Here is a 25,964-nt window from a genome sequence, read left to right on the forward strand (position 1 = left end):
CTTCCATATCACGGCGCAGCACGAGTGCCGCTTTAACTTCGCCCTGAACAGCGTGCAACCCGCGTGGCCGGAGCTGGCTCTGCCCGGCGCGCATTCCGATATTGGCGGCGGCTACCTGCCTGCAACACGGGAAAACATCTACCTGACCCGACCGGAAGCAGTCACAGTGCCGCTGGATACCCCGCTGGCGGATACGCGAACTTACAGACATGCCATGGAACAGTTACCGATACTCGAATCCTCTGCGGTCGCGGCTCCGCTCATTCGCACTAATGACATTACAGCTGACGCCTGGGAGGACACGAGAATGCCCGTCCATCCAAGAGACGGGATGCAGAAGCGCGCATTTGCTGCTCTAACAATGAAAAAACGGATAGTGAAGAACGACTGGTCGAAGGTGGTGCTGCGGGTAATGATCGATGCTGCGCAGGATGCGGGTGTGGTGTTTAAGCCGATCGATTCAACTAAACCTGAATACGCTCTTCCTGTAGAACTTATGCCCCTTTGTGATAGAGCTATTACATTCAGTAAAGCGACGCGTTTAAGTAAATCGACGTCTTTCTTCACGGCATCAGAAGCTGACTTTATTGCTAAAAACTATATCCACTGCTCGGCAAACTGGAACAGTATTACGCTTGATCGTAATGGAAGGTTTCATGGCGGGGCGTCAATTTCTGAGACGATTGGCTTCGTAAACAGGCCCGACGAAAAATGGCTACGGACAACATACGATATGGACGGCAATAAAATATGAAATGCGCGAAGTGGCCTCTATTCTCATTACTACTCACCATGTCAGGTTGTCATAATGGTGGAGCAACATCGCCAGAAGAAACAGGCGCAATGCCATACGGGATGTGGGAGTTTTCATTTTTCACCCCTAAAGCTTTACCAGCCGATGTTACCTATGTTGGCATTATCGATGATAAAAAAATCCTCTACTCATTTAGAACCCTTGATAATGTCGAAGACAGCTATCTCACAGTGGGAACATGGAATAATAAAGTGGGAAGACACGCGCAGTTCAATAAAGCTCGCCACCCTCCTGTTGCTTTTCTTTTTTGCTGGGACTCGGTCATCGATAAAAGGAGTTACGAAACAAGGATTATTTTTTCAGACTCTCTCAGGGAAAAAATGAGCACATCCACAGGGGTAGACAGACAGGGAAACAAAGCCTGGTATAATTCATTACTGTTTGGTCTTGCTCCAGGAGGAAAGGTTCGAATCTGGCTGCAAAACAGCGGTAGCGGGGATAATTTACCTGTGGAGCCGAAAAAGATAACGACGTTGTCTGGGGATAAGCTGGACGGGTGTAAAGGAATCACACAACATCCGAATGGATATGCCTACTTTGGTGAAACACCTGAATTTATCAAAGGTAAAACCTACCCTTACGGCGACTGGTGAGAATGGAAAATCCTGAGCTACTCACTGACGCAACAACGCGTACAGAAAGACTCCTCCTGTACGCGTAAACCGAACGTTATCTGATGGGTAACAAAAATTATCTCTTCGGGAATAACTCTTTTCGCTTATACGGCTCTTTCTCGCCGGGTTTGCGGGTTTTGAGCAGTTTCAGAATCCAGGTGTACTGCTCGGCGTGTGGGCCGACGAGGATTTCAACCTCTTCGTTCATGCGGCGCGCGATGGTGTGATCGTCGGCTTCCAGCAGATCGTCCATTGGTGGACGTACTTCGATGGTCAGACGATGGGTTTTGCCATCGTAAATCGGAAACAGCGGAACCACGCGGGCGCGGCAAACTTTCATCAGGCGGCCAATCGCAGGTAGTGTCGCTTTGTAAGTCGCAAAGAAATCCACGAATTCGCTGTGCTCGGCACCGTGGTCCTGATCCGGCAGGTAATAACCCCAGTAACCTTCGCGAACTGACTTAATAAAAGGTTTGATACCGTCGTTACGCGCATGCAGACGTCCACCAAAACGGCGGCGGACGGTGTTCCAGACGTAGTCGAAGATTTTATTGCCCTGATTATGGAACATGGCCGCCATCTTCTGGCCTTTCGACGCCATCAGCATCGCCGGAATATCCACACCCCAGCCGTGCGGCACGAGAAAAATGACTTTCTCGTTGTTACGACGCATCTCATCGATAATCTCCAGCCCTTTCCAGTCCACGCGATTTTTGACCTTCTCTGGCCCGCGCAGCGCCAGCTCGCCCATCATCGCCATCGCCTGCGGTGCGGTGGTAAACATAGCGTCGATAATCGCTTCACGTTCCGCGTCGCTTTTTTCCGGAAAACAGTAGAACAGATTGATCTGCGCACGGCGGCGCGCACTTTTGCCGAGTCGTCCGGCAATCAGGCCAATTTTACCGAGGACAGGATCGCGAACGGATGCCGGAAGCAGCGCAAGGCCCGCAAATGCGTAGACACCCAGCCAGGCGCCCCAGTTACGCGGATGGCGAAAAGATTTATCAAACTCGGGAATGTATTCACTGTTGTTTTTTTGGGTTTCCATGCGGGTTCCAGGGTCTGGTGAAGCAAAAAATAATCTTGAGATAGTGTAGCGAGGCAGAGTGTATCGCACAAAAGAAAAAGCCGGCGCATCTCTGCACCGGCTTTTAGATGACAAAAATCTAGTCGAAGCGCAGTTGCGGCATGACCTCTTTGACCTGGGCCAGATAATCGGTGCGATCTTTGCCGGTCAGACCTTCGGTACGCGGCAGTTTCGCCGTCAACGGGTTCACCGCCTGCTGGTTAATCCACACTTCATAGTGCAGATGCGGGCCAGTGGAGCGCCCGGTGTTGCCAGAGAGCGCAATGCGGTCGCCGCGTTTCACTTTCTGCCCCGGCTGGACCAGCAGCTTACGCAGGTGCATGTAGCGGGTGGTATAGGTGCGACCGTGACGAACGGCAACGTAGTACCCTGCCGCGCCGCTGCGTTTAGCAATGACCACTTCACCGTCACCGACAGAGAGCACTGGCGTGCCCTGCGGCATCGCAAAGTCAACGCCACGGTGCGGTGCGACACGGCCAGTGACCGGGTTCAGACGACGCGGGTTAAAGTTGGATGAAACGCGGAACTGTTTCGCCGTCGGGAAGCGCAGGAAGCCTTTCGCCAGGCCCGTACCGTTGCGGTCGTAGAACTTGCCGTCTTCCGCGCGGATGGCGTAGTAATCTTTGCCTTCGGAGCGCAGACGCACACCCATCAGTTGGCTTTGCTCACGCTTGCCGTCCAGCATTTCGCGGGACATCAGAATCGAGAATTCGTCGCCTTTTTTCAGTTTGCGGAAGTCCATCTGCCACTGCATGGCTTTGATGACTGAGCTGATTTCGCCGCTGGTCAAACCCGCGTCGCGCGCGCTGGCGACAAAGCTGGCGCCAACCTTGCCTTTCAGCACATTGTTAACCCAGTCGCCCTGCTGCATTTCGCTGGTCATCTTGAAACCGTTTTCGGTACGATCGTAGGTACGGGTTTCGCGACGGGAGACTTCCCAGGTCAGACGTTGCAAATCGCCATCGTTGGTAAGCGTCCAGGACAGCTGTTGACCAATCTTGAGGTTACGCAGCTCTTTGTCTGATGCGGCGAGCTGGCTGATATCCCCCATCTCAATACCATACTGATTGAGCACGCTGCTCAGCGTATCGCCCGTGGAGACAACGTATTCGTGAATACCCGCCTCATTGGCGGTTTTGTCGTCCAGCTCATCCTGAGGAATCGCTTCGTCTTCCTGAGCGGCCTGATCGATAGGTTCGCTGGCATCTGGCAGCAAGGAGCGGATTTCACTCTTTTCCAGTTCGATGGTTTTAATGATGGGAGCTGAATGTGGGTGATACACATAGGGCCGCCAGACGGCGACCGCTAAGGTAAGAACTGTAAGGGACCCCAGCATAACGCGGTGGGGTCGAGGCAGATTATTAAATGCCAGGGCGACAGAGCGGGCTATCTGTTGCACGTGTTCACTTCCTCGTTAATCTCCTTTCAGGCAGCTCGAATACTGGTTCGCCAATTGGCTGAGGAACTGCGAATAACTCGCCTTGCTCAACTGAATATTGGTTCCAAGCGGGTCCAGGGTTCCCATGCGCACGGACGTTCCCCTGGCCACGGCTTCAACGACCGCTGGCCTGAACTGTGGCTCAGCAAAAACGCATGTCGCTTTTTGCTCAACCAACTGTGTTCTGATTTCATGTAAACGCTGCGCACCGGGTTGAATTTCCGGGTTGACGGTGAAGTGACCCAGCGGGGTCAGCCCGTAGTGTTTTTCATAGTAGCCATAGGCATCATGAAAAACGAAATACCCTTTACCTTTCAACGGTGCCAGCTCGTTACCTACCTGCTTATCGGTTGCGGCTAATTGTGCCTCAAAATCCTTCAGGTTGGCGTCTAGTTTGGCTCGACTTTGCGGCATAAGTTCCACTAATTTGTCATGGATTGCAACCGCGGAGAGCCGCGCTATCTCTGGCGAGAGCCAAAGATGCATGTTGTACTCGCCATGATGGTGATGGTCGTCACCTTTTTCGCTATTGGCATGGTCATGGTCACTTTCGTGCTCGTCGTCGTCAGCCCCTTTCATGAGCAGCGGTTTCACGCCTGCCAGTTCGGCAATGGTGACCTGTTTTTGCGGCGGAACTTTACTCGCGGATTTTTGCATGAACGCTTCCATCTCTGGACCAATCCAGACCACTAAGTCCGCGTTCTGTAAGCGTTTTACATCAGATGGGCGCAACGAATAGTCGTGTTCAGATGCCCCGTCAGGCAGTAAAACCTGGGTTTCTGTGACACCATCGGCGATGGCCGAAGCGATGAATCCCAGTGGTTTAAGCGAAGCGACAACGGCGGCGTTAACATCTTGTGCTGCTGAACCCCAAAGGCCAGCGGATAATGCTGCGAAAAGAAGCGTATTTTTATGTAACATAATGCAACTTATGATCGTAATGAATGCGTGGAATGTGATATTATAACATTCGTTGACTTCTGCAAGCTTAAATTGACATGACGAATTTAGTTTCTCTTGAAAATATCTCGGTATCTTTTGGTCAGCGCCGCGTCCTCTCTGACGTATCGCTGGTTCTCAAACCCGGCAAAATTTTAACGTTGCTCGGCCCAAACGGCGCGGGCAAATCGACGCTGGTTCGGGTGGTTCTCGGGCTGGTAGCACCTGATGCTGGCGTCATCAAGCGCGACGACAAGTTAAGAATCGGCTACGTCCCGCAAAAAATACATCTTGACGCCACGCTGCCCTTAACGGTAGGCCGTTTCCTGCGACTGCGTCCAGGCACGCGTAAAGACGATATCCTCCCCGCTCTGAAACGCGTTCAGGCAGGCCATTTGGTCGAAGCCCCTATGCAGAAACTTTCCGGTGGTGAAACCCAGCGCGTTCTGCTGGCACGCGCGTTGTTGAGTAAGCCACAGCTGCTGGTTCTCGATGAGCCGACTCAGGGCGTGGATGTGAACGGCCAGGTCGCCCTGTACGATCTCATCGATCAGCTGCGTCGTGAGCTGGACTGCGCCGTCCTGATGGTCTCGCATGACCTGCATCTGGTGATGGCTAAAACTGACGAAGTGCTGTGTCTGAATCACCATATCTGCTGCTCCGGCACGCCTGAAGTGGTGTCGATGCATCCGGAATTTATCTCTATGTTCGGCTCTCGTGGAGCAGAACAGCTGGGCATTTATCGCCACAACCATAATCATCGCCATGATTTACAGGGACGAATTGTCCTGCGTCGGGGAAATGGACACTCATGATTGAACTGTTATTACCCGGCTGGTTTGCCGGGGTTATGCTTGCCTGCGCCGCGGGTCCGCTGGGCTCTTTTGTCGTCTGGCGAAGAATGTCCTATTTTGGCGATACGCTGGCGCACGCCTCCTTACTGGGCGTGGCCTTTGGCTTATTGCTCGACGTGAACCCGTTTTACGCAGTGATTGCCGTAACGCTGCTGCTTGCCGCCGGTCTGGTTTGGCTTGAGAAGCGCCCTCACCTCGCGGTAGATACGTTGCTCGGGATTATGGCGCACAGCGCGCTGTCGCTTGGCCTGGTGGTGGTGAGCCTGATGTCGAACATTCGCGTCGATTTGATGGCGTATCTGTTTGGCGATTTGCTGGCGGTGACGCCGGAAGACCTGATTTCTATCGCCATTGGCGTGGTGATCGTTCTCGGTATTTTGCTGTGGCAGTGGCGCAATCTGCTGGCGATGACCGTCAGCGCTGATTTGGCCTTTGTCGATGGCGTTAAACTGCAGCGCGTGAAGCTGCTGTTGATGCTGGTGACCGCATTGACGATTGGGGTGGCGATGAAGTTTGTGGGTGCGCTGATTATCACCTCACTGCTGATTATTCCGGCCGCTACTGCACGACGATTTGCCCGTACGCCTGAACAGATGGCGGGTGTGGCGGTAGTTGTCGGTATTATTGCCGTCACCGGCGGACTCACCTTCTCGGCGTTTTACGACACGCCTGCCGGCCCGTCGGTGGTGCTGTGTGCGGCGCTGATGTTTATCTTCAGTATGATGAAGAAACCGGCCAGCTGAACATTTCCCCCGGTGGCGCGCTGCGCTTATCGGGGAAACACCTGAATCGTTGTAGGCCGGATCACGCCTGCCGTTATCCGGCACTTAACCCGGTCGCGTACTACGGCATTTCCGGTGGTGTTATCCCGAAGTGATTCCACGCCCGTACCGTCGCCATTCGCCCGCGCGGCGTGCGTTGCAAAAAGCCCTGCTGAATCAGATAGGGTTCCAGCACGTCCTCGATGGTTTCACGCTCCTCGCCAATCGCTGCGGCGAGGTTATCCAGCCCAACCGGCCCGCCAAAGAATTTATCCAGAATCGCGAGCAGCAGCTTGCGGTCCATATAGTCAAACCCTTCAGCATCGACGTTAAGCATATCCAGCGCCTGCGAGGCGATATCCAGCGAAATGGTGCCATCGTGCTTTACTTCCGCAAAGTCACGCACACGGCGCAGCAGGCGGTTAGCGATGCGTGGCGTACCGCGCGAACGCTTGGCCACTTCAAAGGCCCCCTCATCGCTCAATTCAAGCCCCATAAAGCGCGCGCTGCGGCCAACGATGTACTGCAGATCGGCGACCTGATAGAACTCGAGGCGCTGCACAATCCCGAAACGATCGCGAAGGGGGGATGTGAGTGACCCGGCACGCGTGGTGGCGCCAATCAGGGTAAAGGGCGGCAGATCGATTTTAATCGAGCGCGCGGCCGGACCTTCGCCAATCATGATATCCAGCTGATAGTCTTCCATCGCCGGATAAAGCACCTCTTCGACTACCGGTGACAGACGGTGGATCTCATCGATAAAGAGCACGTCGTGCGGCTCGAGGTTGGTCAGCATCGCCGCCAGATCGCCCGCTTTCTCCAGTACCGGGCCTGAGGTGGTGCGCAGATTCACGCCCATTTCATTCGCCACGATATTGGCAAGCGTCGTTTTACCGAGACCTGGAGGGCCAAAAATCAGCAGATGATCGAGCGCATCCCCGCGCAGTTTCGCCGCCTGGATAAAAATTTCCATCTGTGAGCGAACCTGCGGCTGGCCGATGTACTCCTCCAGCAGTTTTGGGCGGATCGCACGATCCACCACATCCTCTGGAACATTGCTGGCTGCCGAAATCAGGCGGTCTGCTTCAATCATCCTCTACCTCACAATGCCGCGCGGAGCGCTTCACGAATCAGGGTTTCACTGCTGGCATCCGGTTTGGCGATTTTACTCACCATCCGACTGGCTTCCTGTGGTTTATAGCCCAGCGCCACCAGCGCAGCCACCGCTTCTTGCTCTGCGTCGTCATCCGTCGGGCCGTTCGGTGACGTCAGCACCAGATCGGACGCTGGCGTAAACAGATCCCCGTGCAGCCCTTTAAAGCGGTCTTTCATTTCCACAATCAGACGTTCTGCGGTTTTTTTGCCGATGCCTGGCAGCTTGACCAGCGCAGCGGGATCTTCACGCTCAACGGCATTCACAAACTGTTGCGCCGACATGCCAGACAGAATCGCCAGCGCAAGCTTAGGCCCTACGCCATTGGTTTTAATCAGCTCGCGGAACAGCATGCGTTCCTGCTTATTATTAAAGCCATACAGAAGCTGGGCATCTTCACGCACCACGAACTGGGTAAAGACAATCGCCTCTTTGCCGGACTCCGGAAGTTCATAGAAACAGGTCATCGGCATATGGACTTCATACCCCACGCCTCCCGCTTCCAGCAGAACTAACGGGGGTTGTTTTTCAATGATGATGCCTCTGAGTCTGCCAATCACATGATGCTCCTGCGTGAGATGCTAAATTAACTTCCGCCATCATAAAAAAAGGCTGGATGTTTATCCAGCCTGATTTGTGATTATCGTAACCGACCTCGCGCCAGATTGAGCCTCGATTCGCTCATCTGCATGGCGTTTTGGCTCACATGGCAGTGCGTTATCGCAATGGCCAGCGCATCGGCGGCATCCGCCTGTGGGTTTGCCGGGAGCTTAAGCAGGGTCCGCACCATGTGCTGCACCTGACTTTTCTCCGCGCTACCAATGCCCACCACCGTCTGTTTAACCTGACGCGCGGCGTATTCGAACACCGGTAAATCCTGGTTCACCGCCGCGACAATCGCCACGCCGCGCGCCTGGCCCAGTTTTAACGCCGAGTCAGCATTTTTCGCCATAAAGACCTGCTCGATAGCAAAAAAGTCGGGCTGAAACTGGGTAATGATTTCCGACACGCCTGCGTAAATTAATTTCAGACGCGAAGGCAAATCATCAACTTTGGTGCGAATACAGCCGCTGCCCAGGTAGGTCAACTGGCGACCCACCTGGCGGATAACGCCGTAACCGGTAATACGTGAGCCGGGGTCTATACCGAGAATAATCGACATCACGCGTCTCCGGTTAGAGGTTCAAACGCGCTCATTAGAGCGTCGCTGCGACCTCATCAGAGATCTCACCGTTATGATAAACTTCCTGAACGTCATCGCAGTCTTCGAGCATGTCGATCAGACGCAGCAGTTTTGGTGCGGTTTCTGCATCCATGTCTGCTTTGGTCGATGGAATCATCGACACTTCCGCGTTGTCGGCTTTCAGACCGGCAGCTTCCAGCGCATCACGCACTGCGCCCATCTCTTCCCACGCGGTGTAAACGTCAATCGCACCGTCGTCGAAGGTCACTACGTCTTCAGCACCGGCTTCCAGCGCAGCTTCCATGATTGCGTCTTCGTCGCCCGCTTCGAAAGAGATCACCCCTTTCTTGCTGAACAGGTATGCCACGGAACCGTCAGTACCCAGGTTGCCGCCGGTTTTGGTGAACGCATGGCGCACTTCAGCCACGGTACGGTTGCGGTTGTCGGAAAGACACTCAACCATGACCGCAGTACCACCAGGGCCGTAACCTTCATAAATGATGGTTTCCATGTTCGCGTCGTCATCGCCGCCCACGCCACGTGCGATTGCACGGTTCAGGGTGTCACGCGTCATGTTGTTTGACAGTGCTTTATCAATCGCTGCGCGCAGACGTGGGTTAGAACCCGCGTCGCCGCCGCCCAGACGGGCTGCAGTAACCAGCTCGCGAATGATTTTGGTGAAAATTTTACCGCGTTTGGCATCCTGTGCCGCTTTACGGTGTTTGGTGTTGGCCCACTTACTATGACCTGCCATAAAAATATCTCCAATAAACCGTCAATTCAGACGGCATGAATTACAAATTCTTCAATCGCCTGCCGGTTGCTCCACGACTTGGTTAAGGCAGCCGCTTCGGCCGCATCAACCCAGCGGTAGGTCAAATGCTCGGTGAACTCGATCTGCCGTTCATGGGGGAGCGCAAGACAGAACCACGATTCCGTATTGCGCTCAATTCCCGGCGCATAGCGATGACGTAAATGGCTAAAAATTTCAAAATCCACCGTGCGCTGACAGTCCTTCAGGGTCAGTTGCTCCTGAGCAACATTAATGGTGACCTCTTCATTTACTTCGCGCGCGGCGGCCTGCGACGCGGTTTCACCCTCTTCCAGACTGCCGGTAACCGACTGCCAGAAATCGGGATCGTCGCGACGCTGCAACATCAGCACCCGCTTCGTGTCTTCTGCATAAATGACAACCAGAACAGAAACGGGACGCTTATATGCCATATCAGTTTTTCTCTTCCTTTTTCACCACTTCGATACCCAGCTCAGACAGAGAGGCCGGGTTAGCAAAGCTTGGCGCTTCGGTCATCAGACACGCAGCGGCGGTGGTTTTCGGGAAGGCAATCACATCGCGAATGTTATCAGTACCGGTCAGCAGCATGGTCAGACGATCCAGACCAAACGCCAGGCCTGCGTGCGGTGGAGTGCCGTATTTCAGGGCATCCAGCAGGAAGCCGAACTTCTCGCGCTGCTCTTGCTCGTTAATGCCCAGAATACCGAATACGGTCTGCTGCATTTCGCCGCTATGAATACGTACGGAACCGCCGCCCACTTCGTAACCGTTGATTACCATATCGTAGGCGTTGGCCACTGCGTCTTCCGGAGCCGCGTTCAGCTCGCTCGCCGTCATGTCTTTCGGTGCGGTGAACGGGTGGTGCATCGCCGTCAGGCCGCCTTCACCGTCATCTTCAAACATTGGGAAGTCGATCACCCACAGCGGAGCCCATTTGGCTTCGTCAGTCAGGTTCAGATCTTTACCCAGTTTGAGACGCAGTGCACCGAGCGCATCGGCCACCACTTTTTTGTTGTCCGCGCCGAAGAAGATCATGTCGCCATCCTGCGCGCCGGTGCGCTCAAGGATTGCTTCTACGATCTCAGCGTTCAGGAATTTCGCAACAGGGCTGGTGATGCCTTCGATGCCTTTCGCACGTTCGGTGACTTTAATATAAGCCAGGCCTTTCGCACCGTAGATTTTCACGAAATTGCCGTAGTCATCAATTTGTTTACGGCTTAGCTGTGCGCCACCTGGAACACGCAGGGCAGCCACACGGCCTTTCGGATCGTTAGCCGGGCCAGAGAAGACCGCAAACTCAACCGCTTTCAGGAGGTCGGCGACGTCCACCAGCTCCATCGGGTTACGCAGATCTGGTTTATCAGAACCGTAGCGACGTTCTGCTTCTGCGAAGGTCATGATCGGGAACTCGCCCAGATCAACGCCCTTCACGTCCTGCCAAAGACCACGAACCAGCGCTTCCATAATTTCGCGCACCTGAGGTGCGGTCATGAAGGAGGTCTCGACGTCGATCTGGGTGAATTCAGGCTGACGGTCAGCGCGCAGGTCTTCGTCGCGGAAGCATTTAACGATCTGATAGTAGCGATCGAAACCAGACATCATCAGCAGCTGTTTGAACAGCTGAGGAGACTGTGGCAGCGCGTAGAATTTGCCTTTATGAACACGAGACGGAACCAGGTAATCGCGCGCGCCTTCCGGCGTGGCTTTGGTCAGCATCGGGGTTTCGATATCGAGGAAACCGTGGTCGTCCATGAAACGACGCACCAGGCTTGTGATCTTCGCACGGGTTTTCAGGCGCTGAGCCATTTCCGGGCGACGCAGATCCAGATAGCGATATTTCAGACGCGCTTCTTCAGTGTTGACGTGGTTGGAGTCAAGCGGCAGCGATTCTGAACGGTTGATGATAGTCAGGTCGGACGCCAGCACTTCAATGGCGCCCGTCGCCATATCGGCGTTGATATTTTTTTCGTCACGCGCACGCACGGTGCCGGTGACCTGGATGCAGAACTCATTACGCAGTTCGGAGGCCAGCTTTAACGCGTCCGCACGATCCGGATCGAAGAACACCTGCACGATGCCTTCACGGTCACGCAAATCGATGAAGATAAGGCTACCAAGATCACGACGGCGGTTGACCCAACCACACAGGGTCACCTGCTGTCCAACGTGGGACTGACGCAACTGCCCGCAATATTCTGTACGCATGAGATATCCCTTAATTTAGCCGCAGGCTAAATGTCGCCTGATTTACAGGCTACTATGTCGCAGCTTTCTGTATGTCACAACTGGATGAAAAAAGGCGGCTATTATACTGGAAATTCCGCCGTACGATAAGAGAGAAGCTTGCCAGACGCGCGATTGCTGCGCTCTTATTGCGCATTCTCACAAAAATTAACAAAATTGTCCGATCTGACCTGCCTTTATCATCGTAAGGTGTAACGGACGCTAATTTTTGACTGGAGTAACGATGTTAACACTTGATGCCACCAAAACCGCGCTTGTCGTGATCGATTTACAGGAAGGTATCCTGCCGTTCGCCGGTGGCCCGCATACCGCGGCAGATGTAGTCAGCCGTAGCGCCCGTCTTGCGGATAAATGTCGCGCCAGCGGATCGCCGGTGGTGATGGTGCGCGTTGGCTGGTCAGCCGACTTCGCCGAAGCGCTGAAACAGCCTGTGGATGCGACAGCCCCTGCCGCCGCGCTGCCTGCAAACTGGTGGACTTACCCTGAAACGCTTGGCAAACAGGATAGCGATATCGAAGTCACCAAACGCCAGTGGGGCGCATTTTACGGCACCGATCTGGAGCTGCAGCTACGCCGTCGCGGGATCGATACCATTATCCTGTGCGGTATTTCCACGAACATCGGCGTGGAATCCACCGCGCGTAACGCATGGGAACTGGGCTTTAACCTGGTCATTGCCGAAGACGCATGCAGTGCTGCTTCCGCAGATCAACATCAGGGCAGCATGACCCATATCTTTCCGCGTATTGGTCGCGTGCGCAGCACCGACGAGATTTTACACGCGTTATGATTTATCTGGGTCTTCCCCAATGGTCGCACCCGAAATGGGTGCGCCTTGGCATTACCAGCCTTGAAGAGTATGCCCGCCATTTTAACTGCGTGGAGGGCAATACCACGCTGTACGCCCTGCCTCGCGCGGAAATCGTTGCGCGCTGGCGCGAGCAGACCACCGACGATTTCCGCTTTTGCTTTAAATTCCCGGCCACCATTTCTCACCAGGCGGCGCTGCGCCAGTGCGGGGATTTAACCGAAGAGTTTTTCGAGCGGATGTCGCCGCTGGACAACCGCATCGGTCAGTACTGGCTGCAACTCCCGGCCACCTTCGGCCCGCGCGACCTGACTGCGCTGTGGCATTTTCTCGACGCTCTGCCGCGCGAATTCACCTACGGTGTGGAAGTCCGTCATCCGGAATTTTTCAGCAAAGGCGAGGCGGAAAAAACCCTTAATCGTGGGCTGCATGCGCGCAGTGTGAATCGGGTGATCCTCGACAGTCGCCCTGTTCATAGCGCCATCCCGCACAGCGAAGCCATAATCGATGCCCAGCGCAAAAAACCGAAAGTGCCGGTGCATGCGGTGGTCACAGCGAATAATCCGATGGTGCGGTTTATCGGCAGCGACAACATGCAGCAAAATCGCGAGATGTTCGCCGTGTGGCTGCAAACATTGCCAAAGTGGGAGCAAACGACGACGCCCTATCTTTTCCTGCATACGCCGGATATCGCCCAGGCGCCTGAACTGGTCGATGTTCTTTGGCAAGCCTTGCAGGCTGCGGTTCCGTCCCTCGGCCCTGCGCCTTCTATCCCACAACAATCTTCTCTTTTCTGACATCAGCCCCTATCATAGAAGTGCCATCTGCCAAAAACAGGGAGTTTGTATGGTCAGCGCACTGTACGCGGTGTTAGGTGCATTATTACTGATTAAGTTTTCGTTTGATGTTGTGCGCCTGAGAATGCAGTACCGCGTCTCTTACGGTGACGGTGGGTTTTCAGAGTTACAAAGCGCCATCCGCATTCATGGTAATGCGGTGGAATATATCCCCATTGCACTGATCCTGCTGCTCTTAATGGAGATGGACGGCGCGGAAACCTGGATGGTTCACGTCTGCGGCTTGCTGCTGATTGCCGGACGCCTGATGCATTATTACGGTTTTCACCACCGCCTGTTCCGCTGGCGTCGTTCCGGCATGAGCGCAACCTGGTGTTCGCTTTTGCTGATGGTGCTGGCTAACCTTTGGTATATGCCGTGGGAGTTGGTTTTCTCTTTCCATTAGCGCACAATACGCCACTTTATTTTTCCCGGATTTTTACGTTATGTCTGATCGCGACACGCTTTTTTCCGCGCCTATCGCCAGTCTGGGCGACTGGACCTTTGATGAACGGGTAGCCGAAGTCTTCCCGGATATGATCCAGCGCTCTGTTCCAGGTTATTCCAATATTATCTCTATGATCGGCATGCTGGCTGAACGCTTCGTTCAGCCCGGTACGCAGGTCTATGACCTGGGTTGTTCACTGGGCGCCGCGACGCTGTCCGTTCGCCGTAATGTGCATCACGAAGGCTGCAAAATCATTGCCGTCGATAACTCCCCCGCGATGGTGGAACGCTGCCGTCGTCATCTTGATGCCTATAAAGCGCCCACGCCTGTCGACGTTATCGAAGGCGATATCCGCGATATCGAGATCGAAAACGCCTCCATGGTGGTTCTGAATTTTACCCTGCAGTTCCTGGTGCCCGAAGATCGCCAGTTGTTGCTGGACAAAATTTACAAGGGGCTGAATCCCGGCGGCGCGCTGGTGTTGTCGGAAAAATTCAGTTTTGAAGACGCAAAGGTCGGCGAGCTGCTGTTCAACATGCATCACGACTTTAAACGCGCTAACGGCTACAGCGAGCTGGAAATCAGTCAAAAGCGCAGCATGCTGGAAAACGTGATGCTCACCGACTCCGTCGAAGCACACAAAGCGCGCCTGCATAACGCCGGTTTTGAGCACAGCGAGCTGTGGTTCCAGTGCTTTAACTTTGGTTCCCTGGTGGCACTGAAAGGGGACAACGCATGATCGACTTCAGTAATTTCTACCAGCTAATCGCCAAAAACCATCTCTCCCACTGGCTGGAAACCCTGCCTGCGCAGGTGGCCGCCTGGCAGCGTGACTCCCTGCACGGTCAGTTTAAGCAGTGGAGCAATGCCGTTGAGTTTTTGCCGGACATGACGCCCTACAAACTGGATCTGCTGCACAGCGTGACGGCTGAAAGCGCCGAGCCATTGAGCGAAGGCCAACTGCTGCGTCTTGAAAAGCTGATGCGCAATCTGATGCCATGGCGTAAAGGACCGTTCTCCCTTTATGGTCTGAACATTAATACCGAATGGCGTTCCGACTGGAAGTGGGATCGCGTTCTGCCCCATCTGTCTGATTTAACTGGCCGCACTATTCTGGATGTAGGCTGCGGGAGTGGCTATCACCTGTGGCGCATGATTGGCGCCGGGGCACATCTGGCGGTCGGTATCGATCCGATGCAGCTGTTCCTCTGTCAGTTTGAAGCGGTGCGCAAATTGCTGGGCAACGATCAGCGCGCGCACGTTCTGCCCCTGGGCATTGAGCAACTCCCTGCCCTGAACGCGTTTGATACCGTCTTCTCGATGGGCGTGCTGTATCACCGCCGCTCGCCGCTGGAGCATCTGTGGCAGCTGAAAGATCAGCTGGTCAGCGGTGGCGAACTGGTGCTGGAAACGCTGGTGATCGAGGGTGACGAAAACGCGGTACTGGTGCCGGGCGATCGTTACGCGCAGATGCGTAACGTCTATTTCATTCCCTCCGCGCTGGCGCTGAAGAACTGGCTGGCGAAGTGTGGCTTTGTCGATATCCGCATTGTGGATGTGTGCGTGACCTCCACCGAAGAGCAGCGTCGCACCGAATGGCTGACCACCGAGTCGCTGGCAGAATTCCTCGACCCGAATGACAGCAGCAAAACCATCGAAGGGTATCCCGCGCCGATGCGTGCAGTCTTGATCGCAACGAAGCCGTAATGTCCCTGGCGAAACAGGTGCACTACCTTTCCTCAAGACACAGTTCAAGGCCCGGCAGCGCCGCTGGGCTTAAAATATTAAAGTGAAAAAAAGGCCCCTGTTGAAATTGCAGGGGCCTGGTACAAGCAAGCATCATATTGGGCGACATGATGCGCGGTAAAAATCGTTGCTACACGTGAAACTGGTCAATCATGGATTTCATTACCGCAACCGACTCTCCATCTACGCTGTAGCGGGAGTACTCATCCGCTTCTGCATCTGTCGACATTGACAATCCTGTATTGCGATATCGCATAGGCGAAGGCGTCCACTTGCCTGCTGAGCTGTGAAGCTCTTCTACCCCTGCGTTTAAAAACGTTTTCAGATTGCTGGCTCGAACACCAGCACCTGCCATTATTATTGGAACACCGGAATGCCCTTTTAGTTCCATAATTAATTGCAGTCCTTTTTCCGCCGTTGATTGCTGGCCGGATGTCAGGATACGTGCAACGCCTAATTCTGCTAAATTTTCAAAAGCTTGAATCGGATTTTTACACATATCAAACGCGCGATGGAAAGTCACCGCCATCCCTTTTGCTGCCGCCATAATCTGTCGCATACGCGGCATATCGACATTTGCGTCTTCATCAAGCAAACCGATCACCAGACCTGGGAAGCCCAGCTCGCGAACCCGGACGACGTCTTCCAGCATGGCGTCAAACTCACCCGCCGAATAACAAAAATCACCGCCGCGTGGGCGAATGATGGGATGAACGGGGATCGTCACCGCCTCGCGAACGGACTTCAGCACACCGTATGATGGGGTTAATCCGCCCTCTTTCGGTGCCGCGCACAGTTCAACGCGATCGGCCCCGTTTTGTTGCGCAGTCACAGCACACTCCATGCTGTAACAACAGATCTCCAGTAGCGCCACACTTCCTCCTAAAATCCACGGTAATAGACCATCATGCCACGCCGCCCGAGGGCGGACTTAGCGTGAGTTCACACTCTTTTGCGGCTTACTCTTCGCTGGCGACAATTTGCTCGATCGTCCAGGGGTGAAATTTTACGGTCACTTTACCGTCGGTGACCGCCAGCGTCGGATTTGGCAGACGCTCGCGCTCCCCTTTAGGTGAGCTGGTTTTCACGAAAATACCCGGCTGGCTCAGGCCGTCGTCAGACAGTAGCGCCAGTGCGCGCGCATTCAGGGTTTCCGGATCGCCCGGCAGTACGATTTCGATGTGCTCCCAGCCCTCAATCGGATAGCGTTTTTCGCCCGGCCAGGGTAATTCGACCACGCTGAACTGCCAGTGCGCCACGCAGACCGGCTGATGGAGTTTAAACAGACAAATGGGACGCCCGTTGATCACGTTTTCTGACAGCAGCTCACCGCACTGCTCAAATCCACGACGCCAGCGCTCCGCCGTCGCATTCTGATGGCAGCGCAGGGAAATGTGATCGGCGTCGAGCGGGGCAATATCCAGCCCCAGACGGGTGGCAAGTTCTGTGAACGCCTGGGTGAAACGCGGTAAATCTGCGGAAATATCATGCAGTTCATCAATGGAGTGCCAGTTCGTCATCAGCGGTTCTCTTATCCTGTCGCAAAGCCGCTAATTTACTCTGTTGGATGCCTGCAACCAACCGCAGATTTCACGATTTTCCTGCTGCATGCTTATGCACTATTTCATCGCCTGTTTTCTGAGCGCTCTTCAGCCTGCGCAATGCTGACGCCAGAGGGCATTTGCAGTATACTCCGGCCCTAAATTCTCAAACTGGTGCGGGTTGCAACTCCCCCGCAGCAAAAAAGTAAGGTATCCAGGTGAATATTCAGGCTCTTCTCTCCGAAAAAGTCAGTCAGGCACTGATTGCCGCAGGTGCGCCTGCGGATTGCGAACCGCAGGTTCGTCAGTCAGCAAAAGTACAGTTTGGCGACTATCAGGCTAATGGCGTGATGGCAGTGGCTAAAAAACTGGGCATGCCGCCGCGACAACTCGCTGAGCTGGTACTGACTCATCTGGACCTCAACGGCATTGCCAGCAAGGTTGAGATTGCAGGTCCAGGCTTTATCAACATTTTCCTCGATCCGGCCTTCCTCGCGGGTCACATTGACGCGGCGCTGAAATCTGACCGTCTGGGTGTGACTCAGCCGCAAGCGCAAACCATCGTTGTCGATTACTCTGCGCCAAACGTGGCAAAAGAGATGCACGTCGGCCACCTGCGCTCCACCATCATCGGCGATGCCGCTGTGCGCACCCTGGAGTTCCTGGGCCATAAAGTGATTCGCGCGAACCACGTTGGCGACTGGGGTACCCAGTTCGGAATGCTGATTGCCTATCTTGAAAAGCAGCAGCAGGAAAATGCGGGCGAAATGGCGCTGGCGGATCTGGAAGGTTTCTACCGTGAAGCCAAAAAACATTACGACGAAGATGAAGCCTTCGCCGAGCGCGCACGTAGCTATGTGGTGAAACTGCAGGGCGGCGACGCCTACTTCCGCGAAATGTGGCGCAAGCTGGTTGACATCACGATGTCCCAAAACCAGATCACCTATGACCGTCTGAACGTCACCCTGACCCGCGACGACGTGATGGGCGAAAGCCTTTATAACCCCATGCTGCCAGGCATCGTGGCCGATCTGAAAGCCAAAAATCTGGCGGTCGAGAGCGAAGGCGCAACGGTTGTGTTCCTTGATGAGTATAAAAACAAGGAAGGCGAACCGATGGGCGTGATCATTCAGAAAAAGGATGGCGGCTATCTCTACACCACAACGGATATCGCCTGTGCGAAATACCGTTACGAAACGCTGCATGCGGATCGCGTGCTGTACTACATCGATTCCCGTCAGCACCAGCACCTGATGCAGGCGTGGACCATCGTGCGTAAAGCCGGTTACGTGCCGGATTCGGTTCCGCTGGAACACCACATGTTCGGCATGATGCTGGGTAAAGACGGCAAGCCGTTCAAAACCCGCGCCGGGGGTACCGTTAAACTCTCCGATCTGCTGGATGAAGCGCTGGAACGCGCGCGCCGCCTGGTCGCCGAGAAGAACCCGGATATGCCAGCCGACGAGCTGGAAAAACTGGCGACCGCCGTCGGTATCGGCGCGGTAAAATACGCGGACCTGTCCAAAAACCGTACTACCGATTACATCTTCGACTGGGACAATATGCTGGCCTTCGAAGGCAACACGGCGCCATACATGCAGTATGCTTACACCCGTGTGCTCTCTGTGTTCCGTAAAGCCGACATTGATGAAAGCGCGCTGGCGAATGCTACCGTGGTTATCAATGAAGATCGCGAAGCGCAGCTGGCTGCCCGTCTGCTGCAGTTTGAAGAGACGCTGGCGGTGGTTGCCCGTGAAGGCACGCCGCACGTCATGTGTGCGTACCTGTACGATCTGGCGGGCCTGTTCTCAGGCTTCTATGAGCACTGCCCTATCCTCTCCGCCGAAAGTGAAGCGATCCGCAACAGCCGTCTGAAACTGGCGCAGCTGACCGCGAAGACGCTGAAGCTGGGGCTGGATACTCTCGGGATCGAAACCGTCGAGCGTATGTAATACAGAAACAAAAAACCCGGCAATTGCCGGGTTTTTTATTATCAGAAGTATTTACGCAAATACTCCGTCAGACACAAAATCGCCATCGCCTGGCCGTACGGCATCGAGGTCAGCGGGATCTGGCGATAAAACTCCAGATCGCTGCCCATCCCCGTGCCAAACGACGTTTGCAGCAACTCCCCTTCCGGCGAAATGTTGTTCACAATTCCCCGAATCGCTTTCTCCGCCACTTCAGCGTATTCCGCGCCAACGTAACGCTTGCGCACCGCTTTCAAGATCCCGTAGGCAAAGCCTGCCGTGGCGGATGCTTCGAGATACGACTCGGGATCGTCGAGGAGCGTATGCCATAGGCCGCTCTCATCCTGACATTGCGCCAGCGCGGCGATTTGCGCATTCAGAACCTGCACCAGATAACGGCGCACCGCGTTGTTCTCCGGCAAATCCACCAGCTCAAGGAAATCGGGGATGACAATCGTCAGCCAGCTGTTTCCGCGCGCCCAGCGGGCTTTGGCAAAGTTGTGCTGCCCGTCGTAGTTCCATCCGTGGAACCACAGCCCGGTTTCGCGATCCATCAGGTTCTGAACGTGCAGCAGGAACTGATACACCGCCTCTTCCACATATTCCGGGCGATTGAGCAATTTGCCTATTTTCGCCAGCGGCAGGACGGTCATCATCAGCGTGTCGTCCCACATTTGCTGATGATTCTCTTCCGCCAGGGTGATGTGCTGCATGCCGCCGTGCGCCGTGCGCGGCATGTCGTTCATCGCCCACTCTGCCCAGCTCTCCAGCCATGGCAAATAGGTGGCATTTTGCGTCTCCTCAAAGCGGTACGCCAGAGTCAGGAACGGGGCCATCGTATTGACGTTTTTGGTGGTCGCGCCTTCGGCAAAGCGGTCGGCAAACCAGCCGTCGATGATGTCACGCATGTGGCTGTCACCGGTCTGGCAGTAATACTGCCAGATGCCGTATAAGCCCACGCCGTGCGTCCACTCCCATCCCGCCCAGCCTTTGGTGTCGATCACGCGCCCGTCGTCCAGCCGCAGCAAAAATTCGCCGGTTTTATCGTGGATGTTCACCAGATTGTGCGTCACCTTTTCAATCAGTGATTTCAGTTCATCCCTGGCAATAAAATGCTCAGGCTGACGCAGTAACGGGCTATGTTTGACAGGCCAAACCTTCATAATCTTAACCTCTGTGATATGTCGAATTCAGTACCGCGCGATCCTTCAGGGAAGGTGCCGCCGGTTTATTGCGATTCAGATAACCAATATTGTTGTTGCCCCACAAGGATTCGTACGGCATCCCGGCAAGCAGCTCAACGGTGGCGCGGGCCTGCGGGGTCGCCGTTTCCGGCATTGCGTGTCCGGACTCGCGCATTTTGGCGGTCTCTTCACGCAGGGTGCTGTGAGTTTCCAGGTTCAGTTTAAAGCGCAGGGAGACCAGGAAACCGCAGGCCAGCACCAGAATGGTGCCCACACTCAGGATCATCAGAATGGTGTGGCTCACTTCCGCTGGCTGAGTCTTCTGGCCGCTGACAAAGCCGGACATCTGCATCACAATCCCCACCAGCATGATGGCTCCGGCCTGCGAGGCTTTACGCGTCAGGGTCATAATCCCGGCGAAAATCCCTTCGCGGCGCTGGCCGGTGATCACTTCATCCACGTCAGCAATATAGGTGTAGATATTCCATGGAACGTAGTTGATGCCCCCGCGACCCAAACCTGCCACAGCAGAGATCAGCAGCAACAGCGAATAGACGTCGCTCAGCCCGGCGTAATAGAGCACCGCGTAGGAGATAGAAGCCAGACCAAACAGCACGACCACCATGCGGTACGACGGGGCCGGTCCAAAGCGGATGCAGAGCGGGATCATGGCGATCACGGCGATGAACTGGAAGATGGCCATGGTGCCCAGCAAGTTCGACGCCATCGATGCTTCCTGCATCAGCACAAATACCACGTAATAGGTGAACACTGCGTTGAAGACGTCCTGCGCGATATAGCCGCCCAGATACATCCCCAGATGCTGGCGGAAAATTTTCACTCGCAGCGTTGAGCTTAACTCGACAAACAGACGGTTCAGGCTCTGGCTCAGATTGAGTTTTTTCTTCTCTTCTTCTGCGCGCAGTGCCGCTTCAGACCACTCTTCACGCGGGCGCTCCCAGGTAAAGATCCAGACGAAAGTCAGCATCATTGCGCACAGCACGGAGAAGACCAGGCTCGCGTAGAAGAAGGAGATCGCGTTGTCTTTACCGAAGTGAGTCAGCAGGATACCCGGCAGGAAAGAGGCCAGAATCGCCGACATCTGCGCCATAGAGATACGCGCGCCGGAGAATTTCGTTTTCTGTTTGAAATCGTCCGTCATTTCCGGGACTAAGGTTTCGTAAGGCACCAGAATCATGGTGTACACGATATCGAAGATCAGATAGGTGACCAGGTAATACCAGAAGCCCATATCCCCTACCCACATCATCGAGTAGCTGAAAACGCAGGGAATACCGAGCAGGATAAAGAACTTACGGCGGCCAAAGCGTTTGCCGAGCCAGGTGGTACCAAAGTTATCGGTCAGGAAGCCCATTAACGGGCTGACCACCGCGTCCAGCACCCTGGCGGCCGCAAAAATAAAAGTCGCCTCAATCGGCGAGAGCCCACAGAACGTCGTATAAAAATATAACAGCCAGGCCGCCGTCAGCGCGGTTGTGCCTGCCCCAAGAAAATCGCCTGACCCGTAGGCGAGGTAATTTGCGAGTCCAATTTTACGTGTTTTCATTGCCGTCAACCCTTTGAATGTTGGGAGACTCCCTGTATGCAAACCTCGTCCGGGAGTTTTTACACGGCTACAGTAAAAGTATCGTTCTATTGATACCTTTCTGTTTCTGCCACTGCCTGAGAGCGAATGGCAATAATGCAAAGAGATTCCGTACGCGTGTCACTGATTTATAAAACAGCGTTTCTCTTGCATCAAAAGGCGGGGTCATTTTTTGGGAGCCAGCCGTCAGTTTCTACTGACGGCTGGTGAAAAGGCAGGCAATTAGCGGTAATTCACAATCACTTCGTTACTTTGAACTTTAAGTGCGGGGATCAGACGTCCTCCGCCCGGGACTTCCCAGACAAAACGCAGCGGCTCAACGGCAGGCACCCCATTGAAGGCGTGCGTGGTGCCACTTTCACCGTCCAGTTCAGTGCAGCGCGTCTGCGAGCACAGGCGTACGCGCAGGCCCGCAGGCGTCGGGCCAATCAGCTGATAACGCCAGACCACCAGCGTCATCAGCCCGGAGGCCGGTTCTGAGGCGGAAAGCGGTCGCGAGGAGGCCGATACCCCGCGATTGCTCAGGGTGATACCAATACTGCTCGCCTGCCAGGTACCTTCCCCGGCGGCCTGAGCCAGCATCGGGAACAGTAAAATCCACAGCCAGTAACGCATTATTTGCCTCCGATGGTCGCCGTCATACGAATATGACGGTTATCCGATAGTTCCAGATTCGACAGTACCACCAGCTGCGTCAGACTGCGTCGCAGGAAGCGAGAGAGCAGCGGACGCAGCGCGTGATTCACCAGCAGAACCGGCGGAGCGCCAAGCATCTCCTGACGCGCCAGTGCCTCTTGCGTTTGCGCCAGCAGACGATCTGCCAGACCCGGCTCCAGGCCGCCACCGCCCTGCAACGCCTGCAGCAGCAGACGCTCAAGCGGCGTGTCGAGACCAATCACCTGCACTTCGCCGGAACCAGGGAACCACAGCTGGGTGATGGCACGGCCCAGCGCCACACGCACCACGGCGGTGAGTTCGTGCGGATCGCTCTGCAGCGGCGCATGTTCCGCAAGAGTTTCCAGAATGGTGCGCATATCGCGGATCGGCACTTTTTCGTCGAGCAGATTTTGCAGCACTTTGTGCAGCGTGGTTAACGTCACCACGCCCGGCACCAGATCTTCTGTCAGCTTCGGCATCTCCTGGGTGACGCGGTCGAGCAACTGCTGCGCTTCCTGACGGCCAAACAGCTCCGCCGAGAACTGCCCAATCAGGTGGTTCAGGTGTGTCGCCACGACGGTACTGGCTTCCACCACCGTATAGCCCTGGATCTGCGCCTGCTCTTTCAGCGCACTTTCAATCCAGATTGCCGCCAGGCCAAAGGCCGGATCGATGGTCTGTTCGCCCGGCAGCGTACCCGCCGCTGTGCCTGGGTTAATCGCCAGCCAGCGCCCCGGATAGGCATCGCCGCTACCAATCTCCACGCCTTTCATTAAGATGCGATAGCGCGCAGGCGGCAGATCCATATTGTCGCGGATGTGCACCACCGGCGGCAGGAAGCCCATATCCTGGGCGAATTTTTTACGGATACTGCGGATACGGCCCAGCAGCTCGCCGTCCTGCTGGAAATCAACCATCGGGATCAGGCGATAGCCCACTTCCATCCCGAGGGAATCTTCCAGCTGGACGTCGTTCCAGGTGGCTTCCACCGACTGGTTATTTTCCGGCATTTTGACCGGTACCGGTTCAGCTGCCGGTTTGGTGTCGCGTCCACGCAGCCACCAGGCAAGCCCCAGCAGAGCCGCGGTAAACAGCAGGAAAACAAAGTTAGGCATGCCCGGGACAAGGCCCAGCAGGCCCAGTACCGCCGCAGAGAGCATCAGCACATTCGGGTTAGTGAACAGCTGGCTGACCATCTGCTGACCGACGTCTTCGTCGGTGCTTACACGGGTCACGATCACACCCGCCGCGGTTGAGATCACCAGCGCCGGGATCTGCGCCACCAGACCGTCACCGATCGTCAGCAGCGTATAGCTTTCCGCCGCATGGCCCATGTCCATGCCATGCTGGAGAACACCCACCAGCAGACCGCCGACGATGTTAATCACCATGATCAGGATCCCGGCGATGGCATCCCCGCGCACGAATTTACTCGCACCGTCCATCGAACCGTAGAAGTCCGCTTCCTGAGTAACGTCGGAACGGCGCTTTTTCGCTTCATCTTCGCCAATCAGCCCGGCGTTGAGATCGGCGTCAATCGCCATCTGTTTGCCCGGCATCCCGTCGAGGACAAAACGGGCGCCGACTTCAGCGATACGGCCCGCACCTTTGGTGATAACCATGAAGTTAATGATTACGAGGATAACGAACACCACGATACCAATAGCAAAGTTGCCGCCGACGAGGAAGTGACCAAAGGCCTCAACCACTTTACCCGCCGCTGCACCGCCCGTATGCCCTTCCATCAGAATGATACGCGTTGACGCCACGTTCAGCGCCAGGCGCAGCAAGGTGGTGAATAGCAGGATGGTCGGGAACGCCGCAAACTCAAGGGTACGCTGGGTGAACATCGCCACCAGCAGCACCATAATCGAGAGCGCAATGTTGAATGTGAAAAGCAGATCGAGGATAAATGCTGGCAACGGCAGCACCATCATCGACAAAATTAGCAGAATGAGAATCGGCCCGGCAAGGATCTGCCATTGCGTCGATTTCATGTTGCTGGGCAGGCGCAACATTGCCACCAGATTAGCCATCAGTGTCCTTCTCGTTCATAAAATCCAGTGCCTCAGGCACCGGCAGATTTTCAGGTTTCACAGGTCGTTGACCGCCTGCCAAACGCCAGCGTTTCAGCTGCCAGACCCAGGCCAGCACTTCCGCTACCGCGGCGTAGAGCTGACCAGGAATTTGCTGTCCAATTTCAGCATGACGATACAGAGCACGCGCCAGCGGCGGGGCTTCCAGTACCGGCACGCGGTGTTCAGCGCCAATTTCACGGATGCGCAGGGCGATAAGTCCCGCCCCTTTCGCCACCACTTTTGGCGCACTCATTTTGTTTTCGTCGTACTTCAGCGCCACGGAGTAGTGGGTCGGGTTGGTGACGATCACGTCCGCTTTCGGAACATCTTCCATCATGCGACGACGCGCAGCTGCGCGCTGCATCTGACGAATGCGCCCCTTCACATGCGGGTCGCCTTCCATCTGTTTGTATTCGTCACGAAGATCCTGCCGCGACATACGTAATTTTTTGATATGGCTGTAAATCTGGAAGAAGACGTCAAATCCCACCATCGGAATAATGCTGAGCACCACCAGCACCGCGCACAGCCCGACCAAATTCATGGCGTTGCTCATGGCCGTCAGAGGGGATTCGCTGATCAGGCGCATCATATCGGGCCAGTGGTGCCAGAGGTAAAACCCGGCGGTGCTCCCCATCAGAACGGATTTCAGAATCGCTTTGAGCAGCTCCGCCCCCGTTTGCGCCGAGAACATTTTGGCAATGCCGGGAAACGGATTGAGTTTGGAAAATTTGGGCTGCAGGGACTTCGTGCTGAACACCAGGCCGCCCAGCATAACGGGAGAGACCAGGGCCACAATCACCACCCCGGTAATCAACGGCAACAGCGCAATCATCGCGTCTTTAATCAGCAGAATGATTTGGCTGAGGATCAGGTTGGGATCATTCACCATACTGTGGTCGAAACGCAGCCCGGCCGAGAGCATTCCCGCCAGTCTGCGGGCAAACGACTCCCCACCCATCCAGATAATGCATACACCCACGATTAAAATCAGCAGGGATGTCAGCTCTCGGGATCGGGGGATTTGCCCTTCCTCACGCGCTTTGTCTAGTCGGTGGGGTGTGGGGGCTTCTGTTTTGTCGTCGCTGTCTTCTGCCACAGTGCGCGCTCTCTGCCCATTTCGTCACGCGTATCATGCCAGAGCACACCCAACTCAATGGACGGAAAAGCCTGTATAACTTGCCGTTTTTAGCCTGTTTAACGGCCAAAA

25 protein-coding genes and 1 pseudogene are annotated in these 25,964 nt (G+C 55.1%); 10 read left to right on the forward strand and 16 right to left on the reverse strand.

Annotation, left to right across the window (positions count from 1 at the left end; translation table 11 throughout):
* A pseudogene (locus F153LOC_RS21620) lies at positions 1 to 754 on the forward strand (type VI secretion protein); the annotation flags it as partial.
* Positions 751 to 1,407 carry a DUF2931 family protein gene (locus F153LOC_RS12015; protein ID WP_102103981.1) on the forward strand — a complete coding sequence of 219 codons (657 nt, stop codon included), beginning with the start codon at positions 751 to 753 and terminating at the stop codon, positions 1,405 to 1,407. The pseudogene F153LOC_RS21620 and the gene F153LOC_RS12015, both read left to right, overlap by 4 nt.
* A gap of 97 nt (positions 1,408 to 1,504) precedes the next feature.
* On the opposite strand, the gene lpxM is transcribed toward F153LOC_RS12015, so the two are convergent.
* The 3 genes from lpxM to znuA form a co-directional block, all read right to left on the reverse strand.
* Positions 1,505 to 2,476, reverse strand: coding sequence for a lauroyl-Kdo(2)-lipid IV(A) myristoyltransferase (gene lpxM, locus F153LOC_RS12020; RefSeq protein ID WP_102103982.1), 972 nt, complete (start codon positions 2,474 to 2,476; stop codon positions 1,505 to 1,507).
* Positions 2,477 to 2,594: 118 nt separating this feature from the next.
* Complete coding sequence (gene mepM, locus F153LOC_RS12025) at positions 2,595 to 3,914, reverse strand: murein DD-endopeptidase MepM (RefSeq protein ID WP_100779783.1); 1,320 nt, start codon at positions 3,912 to 3,914, stop codon at positions 2,595 to 2,597.
* 15 nt (positions 3,915 to 3,929) lie between these two features.
* Positions 3,930 to 4,874, reverse strand: a complete 945-nt coding sequence (gene znuA, locus F153LOC_RS12030; protein ID WP_146003463.1) for a zinc ABC transporter substrate-binding protein ZnuA — start codon at positions 4,872 to 4,874, stop codon at positions 3,930 to 3,932.
* A gap of 77 nt (positions 4,875 to 4,951) precedes the next feature.
* Here znuA and znuC point away from each other — a divergent pair, with 77 nt between their 5' ends.
* Both znuC and znuB read left to right on the forward strand, forming a co-directional pair.
* On the forward strand, positions 4,952 to 5,707 hold the full coding sequence (gene znuC, locus F153LOC_RS12035; protein WP_100779781.1) for a zinc ABC transporter ATP-binding protein ZnuC: 756 nt from the start codon (positions 4,952 to 4,954) through the stop codon (positions 5,705 to 5,707).
* Positions 5,704 to 6,489, forward strand: a complete 786-nt coding sequence (gene znuB / locus F153LOC_RS12040; protein ID WP_102103984.1) for a zinc ABC transporter permease subunit ZnuB — start codon at positions 5,704 to 5,706, stop codon at positions 6,487 to 6,489. Before znuC ends, znuB begins: the two co-directional genes overlap by 4 nt.
* A 100-nt stretch (positions 6,490 to 6,589) precedes the next feature.
* Here the strand turns inward: znuB and ruvB are convergent, their stop codons facing one another.
* The 6 genes from ruvB to aspS all read right to left on the reverse strand — a co-directional run bounded on the left by ruvB (position 6,590) and on the right by aspS (position 11,841).
* Positions 6,590 to 7,600: a Holliday junction branch migration DNA helicase RuvB gene (gene ruvB / locus F153LOC_RS12045; RefSeq protein ID WP_100779779.1), complete on the reverse strand. Its 1,011-nt coding sequence runs from the start codon at positions 7,598 to 7,600 to the stop codon at positions 6,590 to 6,592.
* A gap of 8 nt (positions 7,601 to 7,608) precedes the next feature.
* Positions 7,609 to 8,220: a Holliday junction branch migration protein RuvA gene (gene ruvA, locus F153LOC_RS12050; protein ID WP_102103985.1), complete on the reverse strand. Its 612-nt coding sequence runs from the start codon at positions 8,218 to 8,220 to the stop codon at positions 7,609 to 7,611.
* Positions 8,221 to 8,300: 80 nt separating this feature from the next.
* Entirely contained in the window at positions 8,301 to 8,822 is a 522-nt protein-coding gene (gene ruvC / locus F153LOC_RS12055) for a crossover junction endodeoxyribonuclease RuvC (RefSeq protein WP_015964021.1), read from the reverse strand.
* 34 nt (positions 8,823 to 8,856) lie between these two features.
* Positions 8,857 to 9,597 carry a YebC/PmpR family DNA-binding transcriptional regulator gene (locus F153LOC_RS12060; RefSeq protein WP_100779777.1) on the reverse strand — a complete coding sequence of 247 codons (741 nt, stop codon included), beginning with the start codon at positions 9,595 to 9,597 and terminating at the stop codon, positions 8,857 to 8,859.
* 26 nt (positions 9,598 to 9,623) lie between these two features.
* Positions 9,624 to 10,067 carry a dihydroneopterin triphosphate diphosphatase gene (gene nudB, locus F153LOC_RS12065; RefSeq protein WP_100779776.1) on the reverse strand — a complete coding sequence of 148 codons (444 nt, stop codon included), beginning with the start codon at positions 10,065 to 10,067 and terminating at the stop codon, positions 9,624 to 9,626.
* A gap of 1 nt (position 10,068) precedes the next feature.
* The gene (aspS, locus tag F153LOC_RS12070) at positions 10,069 to 11,841 is read right to left on the reverse strand and encodes an aspartate--tRNA ligase (protein ID WP_100779775.1); all 1,773 of its coding nucleotides are present in this window, start codon (positions 11,839 to 11,841) and stop codon (positions 10,069 to 10,071) included.
* A gap of 262 nt (positions 11,842 to 12,103) precedes the next feature.
* Here aspS and F153LOC_RS12075 point away from each other — a divergent pair, with 262 nt between their 5' ends.
* The 5 genes from F153LOC_RS12075 to cmoB are packed head-to-tail and all read left to right on the forward strand — an operon-like array spanning position 12,104 to position 15,679.
* Positions 12,104 to 12,670: a hydrolase gene (locus F153LOC_RS12075; protein WP_102103986.1), complete on the forward strand. Its 567-nt coding sequence runs from the start codon at positions 12,104 to 12,106 to the stop codon at positions 12,668 to 12,670.
* Positions 12,667 to 13,485 carry a DUF72 domain-containing protein gene (locus F153LOC_RS12080; RefSeq protein WP_102103987.1) on the forward strand — a complete coding sequence of 273 codons (819 nt, stop codon included), beginning with the start codon at positions 12,667 to 12,669 and terminating at the stop codon, positions 13,483 to 13,485. Before F153LOC_RS12075 ends, F153LOC_RS12080 begins: the two co-directional genes overlap by 4 nt.
* 49 nt (positions 13,486 to 13,534) lie before the next feature.
* A complete protein-coding gene (locus tag F153LOC_RS12085; RefSeq protein ID WP_100779772.1) occupies positions 13,535 to 13,930 on the forward strand; it encodes an MAPEG family protein in 396 nt (131 codons plus the stop codon).
* Positions 13,931 to 13,970: 40 nt separating this feature from the next.
* On the forward strand, positions 13,971 to 14,711 hold the full coding sequence (cmoA, locus tag F153LOC_RS12090) for a carboxy-S-adenosyl-L-methionine synthase CmoA (protein ID WP_100779771.1): 741 nt from the start codon (positions 13,971 to 13,973) through the stop codon (positions 14,709 to 14,711).
* The gene (gene cmoB, locus F153LOC_RS12095) at positions 14,708 to 15,679 is read left to right on the forward strand and encodes a tRNA 5-methoxyuridine(34)/uridine 5-oxyacetic acid(34) synthase CmoB (protein WP_100779770.1); all 972 of its coding nucleotides are present in this window, start codon (positions 14,708 to 14,710) and stop codon (positions 15,677 to 15,679) included. Before cmoA ends, cmoB begins: the two co-directional genes overlap by 4 nt.
* 169 nt (positions 15,680 to 15,848) lie before the next feature.
* On the opposite strand, the gene cutC is transcribed toward cmoB, so the two are convergent.
* The gene (gene cutC, locus F153LOC_RS12100; RefSeq protein WP_102103988.1) at positions 15,849 to 16,592 is read right to left on the reverse strand and encodes a copper homeostasis protein CutC; all 744 of its coding nucleotides are present in this window, start codon (positions 16,590 to 16,592) and stop codon (positions 15,849 to 15,851) included.
* An 85-nt stretch (positions 16,593 to 16,677) separates the two neighbouring features.
* On the reverse strand, positions 16,678 to 17,238 hold the full coding sequence (locus F153LOC_RS12105) for a VOC family protein (RefSeq protein ID WP_102103989.1): 561 nt from the start codon (positions 17,236 to 17,238) through the stop codon (positions 16,678 to 16,680).
* Between the two features lie 239 nt (positions 17,239 to 17,477).
* Between F153LOC_RS12105 and argS the strand changes: the two genes are divergently transcribed.
* Positions 17,478 to 19,211 carry an arginine--tRNA ligase gene (gene argS / locus F153LOC_RS12110; protein WP_102103990.1) on the forward strand — a complete coding sequence of 578 codons (1,734 nt, stop codon included), beginning with the start codon at positions 17,478 to 17,480 and terminating at the stop codon, positions 19,209 to 19,211.
* A 41-nt stretch (positions 19,212 to 19,252) separates the two neighbouring features.
* Here the strand turns inward: argS and F153LOC_RS12115 are convergent, their stop codons facing one another.
* The 5 genes from F153LOC_RS12115 to flhB all read right to left on the reverse strand — a co-directional run bounded on the left by F153LOC_RS12115 (position 19,253) and on the right by flhB (position 25,853).
* On the reverse strand, positions 19,253 to 20,392 hold the full coding sequence (locus F153LOC_RS12115) for a glycoside hydrolase family 105 protein (RefSeq protein WP_102103991.1): 1,140 nt from the start codon (positions 20,390 to 20,392) through the stop codon (positions 19,253 to 19,255).
* A gap of 4 nt (positions 20,393 to 20,396) precedes the next feature.
* The gene (locus F153LOC_RS12120) at positions 20,397 to 21,980 is read right to left on the reverse strand and encodes an MFS transporter (RefSeq protein WP_100779765.1); all 1,584 of its coding nucleotides are present in this window, start codon (positions 21,978 to 21,980) and stop codon (positions 20,397 to 20,399) included.
* A gap of 261 nt (positions 21,981 to 22,241) precedes the next feature.
* On the reverse strand, positions 22,242 to 22,634 hold the full coding sequence (locus F153LOC_RS12125; RefSeq protein ID WP_102103992.1) for a flagellar protein FlhE: 393 nt from the start codon (positions 22,632 to 22,634) through the stop codon (positions 22,242 to 22,244).
* Complete coding sequence (flhA, locus tag F153LOC_RS12130; protein ID WP_102103993.1) at positions 22,634 to 24,712, reverse strand: flagellar biosynthesis protein FlhA; 2,079 nt, start codon at positions 24,710 to 24,712, stop codon at positions 22,634 to 22,636. Before flhA ends, F153LOC_RS12125 begins: the two co-directional genes overlap by 1 nt.
* A complete protein-coding gene (flhB, locus tag F153LOC_RS12135; RefSeq protein ID WP_100779762.1) occupies positions 24,705 to 25,853 on the reverse strand; it encodes a flagellar biosynthesis protein FlhB in 1,149 nt (382 codons plus the stop codon). Before flhB ends, flhA begins: the two co-directional genes overlap by 8 nt.
* Positions 25,854 to 25,964: the final 111 nt, after the last annotated feature.

The organism is Lelliottia sp. F153, assembly GCF_002870005.1.
GTDB classification, from domain to species: Bacteria; Pseudomonadota; Gammaproteobacteria; order Enterobacterales; family Enterobacteriaceae; genus Enterobacter; species Enterobacter nimipressuralis.

What these genes read in the sequence shown, in the direction of transcription:
- F153LOC_RS12015 (WP_102103981.1), top strand. Translation starts at nt 751, where the DNA reads ATGAAATGCGCGAAGTGGCCTCTATTCTCATTACTACTCACCATGTCA.
- lpxM (WP_102103982.1), bottom strand. Translation starts at nt 2,476, where the DNA reads ATGGAAACCCAAAAAAACAACAGTGAATACATTCCCGAGTTTGATAAA.
- znuA (WP_146003463.1), bottom strand. Translation starts at nt 4,874, where the DNA reads ATGTTACATAAAAATACGCTTCTTTTCGCAGCATTATCCGCTGGCCTT.
- znuC (WP_100779781.1), top strand. Translation starts at nt 4,952, where the DNA reads ATGACGAATTTAGTTTCTCTTGAAAATATCTCGGTATCTTTTGGTCAG.
- znuB (WP_102103984.1), top strand. Translation starts at nt 5,704, where the DNA reads ATGATTGAACTGTTATTACCCGGCTGGTTTGCCGGGGTTATGCTTGCC.
- ruvB (WP_100779779.1), bottom strand. Translation starts at nt 7,600, where the DNA reads ATGATTGAAGCAGACCGCCTGATTTCGGCAGCCAGCAATGTTCCAGAG.
- ruvC (WP_015964021.1), bottom strand. Translation starts at nt 8,822, where the DNA reads ATGTCGATTATTCTCGGTATAGACCCCGGCTCACGTATTACCGGTTAC.
- F153LOC_RS12060 (WP_100779777.1), bottom strand. Translation starts at nt 9,597, where the DNA reads ATGGCAGGTCATAGTAAGTGGGCCAACACCAAACACCGTAAAGCGGCA.
- nudB (WP_100779776.1), bottom strand. Translation starts at nt 10,067, where the DNA reads ATGGCATATAAGCGTCCCGTTTCTGTTCTGGTTGTCATTTATGCAGAA.
- aspS (WP_100779775.1), bottom strand. Translation starts at nt 11,841, where the DNA reads ATGCGTACAGAATATTGCGGGCAGTTGCGTCAGTCCCACGTTGGACAG.
- F153LOC_RS12075 (WP_102103986.1), top strand. Translation starts at nt 12,104, where the DNA reads ATGTTAACACTTGATGCCACCAAAACCGCGCTTGTCGTGATCGATTTA.
- F153LOC_RS12080 (WP_102103987.1), top strand. Translation starts at nt 12,667, where the DNA reads ATGATTTATCTGGGTCTTCCCCAATGGTCGCACCCGAAATGGGTGCGC.
- F153LOC_RS12085 (WP_100779772.1), top strand. Translation starts at nt 13,535, where the DNA reads ATGGTCAGCGCACTGTACGCGGTGTTAGGTGCATTATTACTGATTAAG.
- cmoA (WP_100779771.1), top strand. Translation starts at nt 13,971, where the DNA reads ATGTCTGATCGCGACACGCTTTTTTCCGCGCCTATCGCCAGTCTGGGC.
- cmoB (WP_100779770.1), top strand. Translation starts at nt 14,708, where the DNA reads ATGATCGACTTCAGTAATTTCTACCAGCTAATCGCCAAAAACCATCTC.
- F153LOC_RS12105 (WP_102103989.1), bottom strand. Translation starts at nt 17,238, where the DNA reads ATGACGAACTGGCACTCCATTGATGAACTGCATGATATTTCCGCAGAT.
- F153LOC_RS12115 (WP_102103991.1), bottom strand. Translation starts at nt 20,392, where the DNA reads ATGAAGGTTTGGCCTGTCAAACATAGCCCGTTACTGCGTCAGCCTGAG.
- F153LOC_RS12120 (WP_100779765.1), bottom strand. Translation starts at nt 21,980, where the DNA reads ATGAAAACACGTAAAATTGGACTCGCAAATTACCTCGCCTACGGGTCA.
- F153LOC_RS12125 (WP_102103992.1), bottom strand. Translation starts at nt 22,634, where the DNA reads ATGCGTTACTGGCTGTGGATTTTACTGTTCCCGATGCTGGCTCAGGCC.
- flhA (WP_102103993.1), bottom strand. Translation starts at nt 24,712, where the DNA reads ATGGCTAATCTGGTGGCAATGTTGCGCCTGCCCAGCAACATGAAATCG.